Origin of the sequence: Microbispora sp. NPDC049633 (genome assembly GCF_040675265.1) — a bacterium.
GTDB classification, from domain to species: Bacteria; Actinomycetota; Actinomycetes; order Streptosporangiales; family Streptosporangiaceae; genus Microbispora; species Microbispora maris.
Genome location: NZ_JBFAOO010000256.1, coordinates 1 through 8,871 on the forward strand (window position 1 = coordinate 1; position 8,871 = coordinate 8,871).

Annotated in this window: 7 protein-coding genes; all 7 read right to left on the bottom strand. The window is 76.8% G+C overall.

The features are described 5' to 3' along the window. Positions 1 to 156: 156 nt before the first annotated feature. The 7 genes from hpnH to AB0J39_RS35780 all read right to left on the bottom strand — a co-directional run bounded on the left by hpnH (position 157) and on the right by AB0J39_RS35780 (position 8,707). Complete coding sequence (gene hpnH, locus AB0J39_RS35750) at positions 157 to 1,161, bottom strand: adenosyl-hopene transferase HpnH (protein ID WP_363472959.1); 1,005 nt, start codon at positions 1,159 to 1,161, stop codon at positions 157 to 159. After that, positions 1,161 to 2,699 carry a 4-hydroxy-3-methylbut-2-enyl diphosphate reductase gene (gene ispH, locus AB0J39_RS35755; RefSeq protein ID WP_363472961.1) on the bottom strand — a complete coding sequence of 513 codons (1,539 nt, stop codon included), beginning with the start codon at positions 2,697 to 2,699 and terminating at the stop codon, positions 1,161 to 1,163. The genes hpnH and ispH overlap by 1 nt, the downstream gene beginning before the upstream one ends. Beyond that, on the bottom strand, positions 2,696 to 4,603 hold the full coding sequence (gene shc / locus AB0J39_RS35760) for a squalene--hopene cyclase (RefSeq protein WP_363472963.1): 1,908 nt from the start codon (positions 4,601 to 4,603) through the stop codon (positions 2,696 to 2,698). The genes ispH and shc overlap by 4 nt, the downstream gene beginning before the upstream one ends. Further along, complete coding sequence (hpnE, locus tag AB0J39_RS35765) at positions 4,600 to 5,940, bottom strand: hydroxysqualene dehydroxylase HpnE (RefSeq protein WP_363472965.1); 1,341 nt, start codon at positions 5,938 to 5,940, stop codon at positions 4,600 to 4,602. Before hpnE ends, shc begins: the two co-directional genes overlap by 4 nt. Beyond that, positions 5,937 to 6,923: a squalene/phytoene synthase family protein gene (locus AB0J39_RS35770; RefSeq protein WP_363472967.1), complete on the bottom strand. Its 987-nt coding sequence runs from the start codon at positions 6,921 to 6,923 to the stop codon at positions 5,937 to 5,939. Before AB0J39_RS35770 ends, hpnE begins: the two co-directional genes overlap by 4 nt. Continuing rightward, positions 6,898 to 7,749 (bottom strand): squalene synthase HpnC, encoded by an 852-nt coding sequence (gene hpnC, locus AB0J39_RS35775; RefSeq protein WP_363472970.1) that lies wholly within the window; start codon positions 7,747 to 7,749, stop codon positions 6,898 to 6,900. The genes AB0J39_RS35770 and hpnC overlap by 26 nt, the downstream gene beginning before the upstream one ends. 172 nt (positions 7,750 to 7,921) lie before the next feature. Further along, positions 7,922 to 8,707 carry a polysaccharide deacetylase family protein gene (locus AB0J39_RS35780; RefSeq protein WP_363472972.1) on the bottom strand — a complete coding sequence of 262 codons (786 nt, stop codon included), beginning with the start codon at positions 8,705 to 8,707 and terminating at the stop codon, positions 7,922 to 7,924. Positions 8,708 to 8,871 lie beyond the last annotated feature (164 nt).

The following is an 8,871-nucleotide window of genomic DNA, read 5'->3' on the forward strand; positions in this document are numbered from 1 at the left end:
CGGGTGGCCCGGGCCATCGCGGCCGCCGTCGAGCGCGGGCGCGCGGAGGTGTACGTGCCGGCCTGGCTGCGCCTGCCCGCCCGCCTGCACGGGGCCGCGCCCGGCGCCTTCCGCGTCCTCGCCCGCCGCTTCGGCCGCCCCTGAGGCGTGGAACCGTCAGGTGCCGCGCAGCGCGCGCAGCGACTCGCGCAGCGAGCCGAGGGTGGCGAAGACCGCCGTCGGCTCGTAGCCGCAGTGCGCCATGCAGTTGGCGCAGCGCGCGTCCCGCCCCCGGCCGTAGGAGTCCCAGTCGGTCTCCTCGACCAGCTCCCGGTAGGTCTTCGCGTACCCGTCGGCCATCAGATAGCAGGGCCGCTGCCAGCCGAACACCGAGTAGGACGGGATCGCCCAGGCCGTGCAGGGGAAGTCGGTCTTCCCCTCCAGGAAGTCGAGGAACAGCGGCGAGTGGTTGAACCGCCACCGCCTGCGGTTGCCGCCCGCGAACGCGGCGCGGAACAGCTCCCGCGTCTGCCGCACGCCCAGGAAGCAGTCCTGGTCGGGCGCCTTCTCGTAGGCGTACCCCGGCGAGATCGTCATCTGGTCGACGCGCAGCTCGTCGTTGAGGAAGTCGAGCACCTCGACGACCGTGCGCGGGCTGTCCCCGGCGAAGAACGTGGTGTTGGTGGTGACGCGGAAGCCGCGCCGCCGGCACTCGCGCACCGCCGCGACCGCCTCGTCGAACACGCCCTCCTTGCACACCGACGCGTCGTGCCGCTCGCGCAGGCCGTCGATGTGGACCGCCCAGGCGAAGTACGGCGAGGGCGTGAACCGGTCGATCCTGCGCGGGATCAGCAGCGCGTTGGTGCACAAAAAGACGTACTTCCTGCGCGCCACCAGCGCCTCGACCATCTCCCCGATCTGCGGGTGCATGAGCGGCTCCCCGCCCGCGATCGACACCATCGGGGCGCCGCACTCCTCGACCGCGGCCACCGCCTGCTCGACCGGCATGCGCTGTTTCAGCACGCCGGCCGGGTGCTGGATCTTCCCGCAGCCCGCGCACTTCAGGTTGCACGCGAACAACGGCTCGAGTTCGAGCAGCAGCGGGAACCTCTCCCGCCGGCGCAGCCGCTGGCGCAGGATGTATGCGCCCACGCGCAGGCTCTGGCGTAAGGGCATCGGCATCAGGGCCGCACCTCCTTCGGCAATGTGAACTCGACGTTCTCCTCGGTCACCCGCCGCTCCTCCACCTCCAGCGGGCCGAGTCCGCCGAGGGCCGCCACGACGGCGTCCACCAGCGAGCCGGGCGTGGACGCCCCGGCGGTCAGTCCGACCGTCCGCACTCCGCGCAGCCAGTCGAGCGCGACGTCGCCCGGACCGTCGACCAGGCGGACGAGCGGCGCCCCGCCACGTCGAGAGGCGTCACCGGAGCGCGCGGCGACCTCGGTGAGGCGCAGGGCGTTGGAGGAGTTCGCCGACCCGACGACCAGGACCAGATCGGCCTCCGCGGCGACGGCGCGCACCGCGCGCTGCCGGTTGGTCGTCGCGTAGCAGATGTCCTCGCCGCGCGGGCCCTCGGCGTCCGGGAAGCGCCGCCGGACCGCCGCCGCGACCCGCCCGGCCTCGTCGGCCGCGAGCGTGGTCTGGGTGAGGTAGGCGACCCCCCGCCCCGTCCGCGGGCCCTCGGCCAGCCCCTCGACGCCGGCCTCGTCCTCGACCAGCACGCCCGCGCCGGGCACCTCCCCGAGCACGCCCTCGACCTCCTCGTGCCCGGCGTGGCCGATCAGCACGACGAGGTCGCCCCGCGCGGCGAACCTGCGGGCCTCCGCGTGGACCTTCGCGACCAGCGGGCAGGTCGCGTCGACGACGCGCAGCCCGCGCCGCGCCGCCTCCTCCCGCACGGCGGGCGCGACCCCGTGCGCGGAGAAGACGGTCACCGCGCCCTCCGGCACCTCGGCCAGGTCGTCGACGAACACCGCGCCGAGCCGCTCCAGGCCGCGTACGACGTGGATGTTGTGCACGATCTGCTTGCGCACGTACACGGGCGCGCCGAACCGGTCCAGCGCGCGCTCCACGATCTCGATGGCCCGCTCGACCCCGGCGCAGAACGAGCGGGGCGAGGCCAGCAGGACCCGGCGTGGGCCCACGGCCGCCGCCCACCGCGCCAGCACCGGGCCGACCCGGGCGAGCGCGCGGCGCGCGGCGACCGCGCCGCCCACGGTGGCGGGGTTCAGCAGGGGGGCGCCGGGGGTGTCCACGATGACCCGCACGGCCGCGAACGGCCGCCCGCCCGCGGCTTCCGCGAGGGGGGCGCTCTCCATGTCGACGGCGCACGCGCCCTCGCGGGCCAGGGCGAGCCGGGCGCGGCCCGACACTATCCCCGGCGCGGTGACGAGCGGGCCGGTGCGGGCGGGCAGCCCCGCCCGGACGAGCTCTCCGGCGAGCAGCGGGGCCGACGGGCACGGCCAGACCCGGCCGCCGGAGCGGACCTCGGTGGCGACGAGCACGTCCCCGGGACGCAGGCCGTCGTGGAGGGCCCCGCCGAAGCCGGTGACGGCGAGAGCGGCGGCGGGTGGGAGCAGGGCCGCCGCGCGCGCCGCCCGGTCCGGCCCCATCCCTATGCGGAAGATCCGGACACGGGGATGGTCACGCGCGGGACGCAGGCCGCGGGCGACGGCCCGGGCCTCCATTCCCAGCGCCGTGCACACGATCAGGCCGGTCATGGCGTCACCTCCCGGGCACGCAGGTAGCGGCCGAGCGCGCTGAGGGGGAAGACGAGGCGGTAGAGGTGGTAGTTGATGAAGAAATCGCCGGGGAAGCCCGTCCCGGTGTAGTGCGGTTCGTCCCACGTGCCGTCGGGGCGCTGGCTGCCGGCCAGCCAGGCCGCCCCCCTGTCCACGGACCGGCCGCGCTCCCCGGCGGCGAGCAGGCCGATGAGGGCCCACGCCGTCTGCGAGGCGGTCGGCTCGCCCCGCCCGATCCACGCGGGGTCGCGGTAGGAGCGCATGTCCTCGCCCCAGCCGCCGCAGGGGTGCTGGTGCGCCTCCAGCCAGGCCACGGCCCGCCGTACGCAGGGGGCGCCGGCCGGCACCCCGGCCGCCGCGAGGGCGGGCAGCACCGCGCCGGTGCCGTACACGTGGTTGGCCCCCCATCGGCCGAACCACGAGCCGTCGGGCTCCTGCGCCCGCAGCAGCCACCGCACGGCCCGCCGTACGACGGGGGAGCGGGCCAGGCCCTCGGCCGCCAGCGCCTCGACCACGTGCGCGGTCACGTCGGCCGTCGGCGGGTCGATGACCGCGCCGAAGTCGCAGAACGGCAGCCGCAGGCACAGCGTGCGGGTGTTGTCGGCGTCGAAGGCGGCGAACCCGCCGTCGCGGCAGGCCATCCCGGCCATCCAGCGCAGCCCCCGCTCCACCGCCGGGCGGGCGTCGGGCCGGCCCCACCGGCGCAGCGCGAGGACCACCTCCGCCGTGTCGTCGACGTCGGGGTAGCCGTCGTTGTCGAACTCGAACGCCCAGCCGCCCGGCGCGAGCCCGGGCCGCCGCACCGCCCAGTCGCCGGGCCCGCGCACCTCCTCGCGCAGCAGCCATCCGCCCGCTCTGTCCAGCGCGGGATGCTCGCGGGGCAGGCCGGCGTCCAGGAGGGCGGTCATCGCGAGCGCGGTGTCCCAGACGGGCGACTGGCACGCCTCCAGCCGGCGCGTGCCGTTCTCCCTGATGGTGAACCTGTCCAGCCCGGCCAGGCCGGCCCGCATGACGGGATGGTCCAGGCCGTACCCGCTCAGGCTCAGGGCGATCAGCGAGTAGACCCAGGGAGGCTGGATGCCGCCCCAGGAGCCGTCGGCCTCCTGGCGGGCCACGACCCACTCGGCGGCCCGCCGCAGCGCGGCGCGGCGCAGCGCGGCCACCGGCCGCCGTTCGTAGCGGTGCAGGGCGCGGTCGAGGGCCGCGAACGCCGCGTCCCAGCCGGTACGCGCGGCCCGTTCACATCGCGGGCGCGGCGCATTCCCGGCCCGCAGCTCCGGCAGGGCGAACGGCAGCGGGCGGACCGGCCGGTGCGCGGTCACGATCGTGAGCGGCACGATGGTCTGCCGCGCCCAGCAGGCCCAGTCGTAGACGTTCAGCGGGCACCACGGCGGCAGGAACATGATCTCCGGGGGGATGACCGGCAGGTCCTCCCACCGCCATCGGCCGAACAGGGCGAGCCAGATCCGGGTGAAGACCCGGGCCGACCCGACGCCGCCGGCCCCGCGCGCGTATGCGGCGGCGGCGCGCATGTGCGGGGCCGAGGGCGGGTCGCCCGCCAGGCGCAGCGCGGTGTACGCCTCGACCGTGGTGGACAGGTCGGCGGGACCGTCGTGGAAGTTGGCCCAGGTGCCGTCCGCCCGCTGCTGCGACCTGATCCACCGGGCGGCCTCGGCCGTCTCCCGCGCGGTCCGCACGCCGAGGAACTCGCGCAGCAGGAGGTCCTCGGCGTCCATCGTCACGTTGGTCGCCAGCTCGCCCTTCCACCACCCCTCGGGCGCCTGGAGGCCGAGCAGGTGGTCGCGGGCCGCCCTCAGGGCGGTCTGCGCGCGGGCGGCGCCGGTGGCGACCCCGGTGGTGACGCCGGTGGTGACGCCGGTCACGGCGCCTGCTCCCGTTCGAGATGCCGCCGCACGAGGCGGGCGGCCTGGAGTCCGCTGCGCACGGCTCCCTCCATCGTGTCGGGCCAGCCCGTGTCGGTCCACGCGCCGGCGAGGAACAGCCCCGGCCACCGGGTGGCCGCGCCGGGGCGCAGCCCTCCGCTCCCCGGGACCTGCCGGAAGGTCGCCCGCCGCTCTCTGGTGATGAACAGGTCCACGACCCGCGCCTGCCGCGCGGCCGGCAGCAGCCGCTCCAGTTCGGGCGGGAACACCTCCCGCATCACGGCCGTGGGCACGTCGATCCAGTGCCGCGCCGCCGACACCGAGACCGTCAGGTACTGGCCCCGGGCGAGCCCGCCCGCCTCGGTCCTGTCGAAGATCCACTGCACCGGTGAGCCGACGACGGCGGCGAACGGCAGCCGGGTGACCGGCCGGTCGTAGACCACGTGCACGTTGACGATCGGGCTCGCGCCGAGGCCCGCCCAGGCGTCGCGGTCCGGCGCCGCGTCCGGGGGGACGAGTCGCGCGGCCTGGCCGTGCGGCGCGGCGAAGACGACGGCCGACGCCTCGACCCGCCGGCCGCCCACGAGGACCGAGGGCCCCGGCAGCACCGCCTCCACCTTCGCCCGCAGCCGCACCTCGCCGCCCAGCCGGGCGATGGCCGCGAGCGCGGCGCCGCCGTGCAGGTCGCCGAGCGGCACGGACGGCACGCCGATGTCGGCGGCGTCGGCGCGGCCCAGCAGGGCCGTCCTGAAGACCATCGCCGCCGGCCCCAGCGCCGCCTCGTCGGACGGGATGTTCAGCGCCGCCACCGCGAACAGGTCCCACAGCGCCCGTCGTACGGCCTCCCGCTGGCCGTTGGCGGCCAGCCAGCCGCCGAGCGCGGCCCGGTCGAGGGCGGGCGCGGCCGGGTCGAGCCCGCGCAGCGCGAACGCGCCGCGCACCGCGCGCAGCCGGTCGGCGGGGGACAGCAGGCGGTAGCCCGCGAGCGCCGGCAGCAGGTGGAACGGCCCGGGCAGCGCGGCCCGGCGCAGCCGCGCCCGTCCGCCCCGCGGGGTCAGCACGGGCACGTCGAAGCGCTCCTGCAGGCGTACCCGCCCCGTCCCGCCGAGCCGGTCGAGCAGACCGAGGTACGCCGTGCAGCAGCGCAGGAAGACGTGCTGCCCGTTGTCGGCCGTCAGGTCGCCTCTGACGAAGGAGTGGGTGGCCCCGCCGAGCCGGGGCCGCGCCTCGTACAGGGTCACCGGCCGGCCGGCCTCCGCGAGGGCGAGGGCCGCGGTGATGCCGGCGAGGCCGCCGCCCACCACCGCCACGGGCGGGCCGTTCATCGCGCCGTTCATCGGGCCGCTCCCGCGATCGCCCGGGCCGCGACCATCGCCTTCGCCCAGGGCGTGAGCGACAGACGCCCGGCCAGCGCCCGGGCCGGGTCGGCGGCGATGTGGGCGAGCAGACGCCGGTAGATCCCGGCCATCGCCGCGGTGCACGCCGCGCTGCGCCGGTCGAGCAGCGGGATCAGGCGCGTCCCCTCGGCGTACCAGGCGAGCGCCCGCCCGGCCTCGTACCGGACGAGCCGCGCCAGCCGCTCGGGCGGGTCGGTGAACGCCCCCGACGCGTCCAGGCCGAGCGTGCAGCCGAACCTGCGCAGGTCGTCGGCCGGCAGGTACACCCGCCCGGCGCACCGGTCCTCCCGCAGGTCCCTGAGCACGTTGGTGAGCTGCAGCGCCACCCCCAGGGAGTCCGCGAGCCGCGCCGCGCGCCGCAGCGCCCCCGCGTCGCGGCCCGAGCCGCCGGCCAGGCCGAAGACGCCGAGCGACAGCCGCCCGATGGACCCGGCGACCTCCCGGCAGTAGCCGACGAGGTCGTCGTGGGACTGGTAGTGCGCGCCCGCGACGTCGGCGGCGCATCCGTCGATCAGCTCCTCGAACGCCTCCAGCGGGATCGGGAAGCGTGCGGCGGTGTCGCGCAGGGCCACCAGCACGGGGTCGGCGAGGTCCGGCCGCGGCGCCCGCAGCCCCGCCCGCGCCGCCTCCAGCGCCGACAGCCGCTCGTCGACCGGCCCGGCCGCGTCGCCGATGTCGTCGATCCGCCGGGCGAAGGCGTAGAGCGCGCTGAGCGCGCGGCGCTCGGGCGGGGCGAGCAGGCGGATTCCGTAGGCGAAGTTGCGTGCCCGGGTGCGCACGACGCGCTCGCAGTACCGGTAGGCCAGCGGCAGCGGCACGGGCGCCGGCGCGCGGGCCGATCCCGCGCCGACGGGGCGCAGCGCGGGGCCGGGCGGGCGATCGGGAACGGGAACGGGATCAGGGATCGCGCCGGGAACCGTCACCGTTCACCTCCTTCAGCACGCGTGCCCACTCGCCGAGCACCGCGCGGCGGCGCGCGCGGACCGCCCGGCCGAGCACGTCGTGCCGCCGGCGCTCCAGCGCCGCGAGCGCGGCCAGGCCGCCCGCGACGTAGCCGGCCACCGCGGTACGCGCGAACCCGCTCAGCGTCTCCAGCAGCGGCATGCCCTCGTCCAGCAGCGTGGCGGCGCGGCGGGCCTGCAGGGCCACGGCCCGGCGCAGCCGCGGGGACGTGTGCGGGGCGGCCAGGTCGGCCTCCCGGCAGCCGAACCTGCGCAGGTCCTCGGCGGGGAGGTAGACCCGGCCGCGGGCGTGGTCCTCGCCCACGTCCTGGCAGTGCTCGATCACCTGGAGGGCCGAGCAGATGCGGTCCGACAGCCGCGCCCGCTCCGGCGTGGCCGCGTCGAAGACGTGCAGGACGATCCGGCCGACCGGGTTGGCGGACAGCTCGCAGTAGGCCAGCAACTGCGCGAAGGTGTCGTAGCGCCGCGTCACCTGGTCGCGCCGGTTGGCCTCCACGAGGTGGAGGAAGTGCGCCCGCGGCACTCCCCGCCCGGCGACCAGCGGCGTCAGCGCCCGCACGGCGGGCAGCCGCGGGCTCCCCCCGGCGTAGAGGCGGCCCAGGTCGGCCTCCACCGCGTCGAGCAGGGCCGGCCGCTCGGCGGGGTCCGCCTCGTCGCCGACGTCGTCCACGTAACGGGCGAAGCAGTACACAGCCATCAGGTCGCGGCGGTACGCGCGCGGCAGCAGGCGGGAGGCCACCGGGAAGTTCTCCCGGCGCGCGGCGTCGCGTACCTCCCCTGCGGACATGCCTGAAGAATCTCCACCGCAATTCACCACAAAACCCGACAAAAAGGGCGAGCGTTTTTACGTGCGCAACGCCCCGGGAAAAGCGCCGTGCGCCATCGCGCCTGAAACGGAAAGAGCGGTAAAAACGTGGCCGGGAAAGACGGCGGAAGCGAGCGGCCTCTTTCTCCGCTTCTTACGCTTCCGGCCGCGCTTCCCGCCGCGGGTAAAAGCTCGCCGGGACCGGTAGCCGGTGGGCCCCCGCGCCGCCGGGTACACCCACGCCGTGGGCGCCCAGCGGCCCGACCCGCAGTCCGGCGGCCCGGCAACGGCCGACCACGCCGGCGAGCGCGCCCAGCGCCGAGCGCCAGGAACCCGGGGCGGAGGTGTGGTCGCAGTCGTGCAGCAGCAGCGTCGCCCCGCCGCGCAGGCCGGGCTCCAGGGTGCGCAGCACCGAGCCGGGCGTGGCCCGTGCCGTCCAGTCCGCGCCCCAGGCCGTCCACAGCACCGGCCGCAGGCCGTGCCACCGGGCCGCGAGCAGCGCCTCGGCGCTCAGCACGCCGAACGGCGGGCGGTACCACGAGGGCCGGACGCCGGTGACGGCGGCGACGAGGCGCGCGGCCCTGCCGATCTCAGCGGCGACCCTGCCCGGCCGGGTGACCAGGGCGTTGCCGTGCCGCCAGCCGTGCACGGCCACCTCGTGACCGGCCCGCGCGATGCTCCGTCCGACCTCGGGGTGGCGTTCGAGCAGCTCGCCGAGAAGGAAGAAGGTCGCCCGGCACCCGAGCCGGTCCAGCTCGTCGAGGAACAGCGGGGTCGACCGCGGGTCCGGCCCGTCGTCGAAGGTCAGCGCCACGTGCCCGGGATCGCCCTCGCCCGCCAGGGACGGCAGCAGGCGGCGGACCGGAGGCAGCCAGGCCGCCCCCGGTCCCGCGTGGAGCAGGGCCAGTCCGGCGGCGGCGGCGAGCGCGTGAGGTCGCATCGCCTTCCAGTGTCCGCCACGCCGCCCCCCACCCGGGAAGGAGGGCCATGAGGGACAGGGCATTGATCGTCAGCGCCTCGATGGGCGCGGGCCACGACGCCGTCGCCGCCGAACTGGCGCGACGCCTGACCGCCGCCGGGGTGCGCGCGGAGGTGGTGGACGTG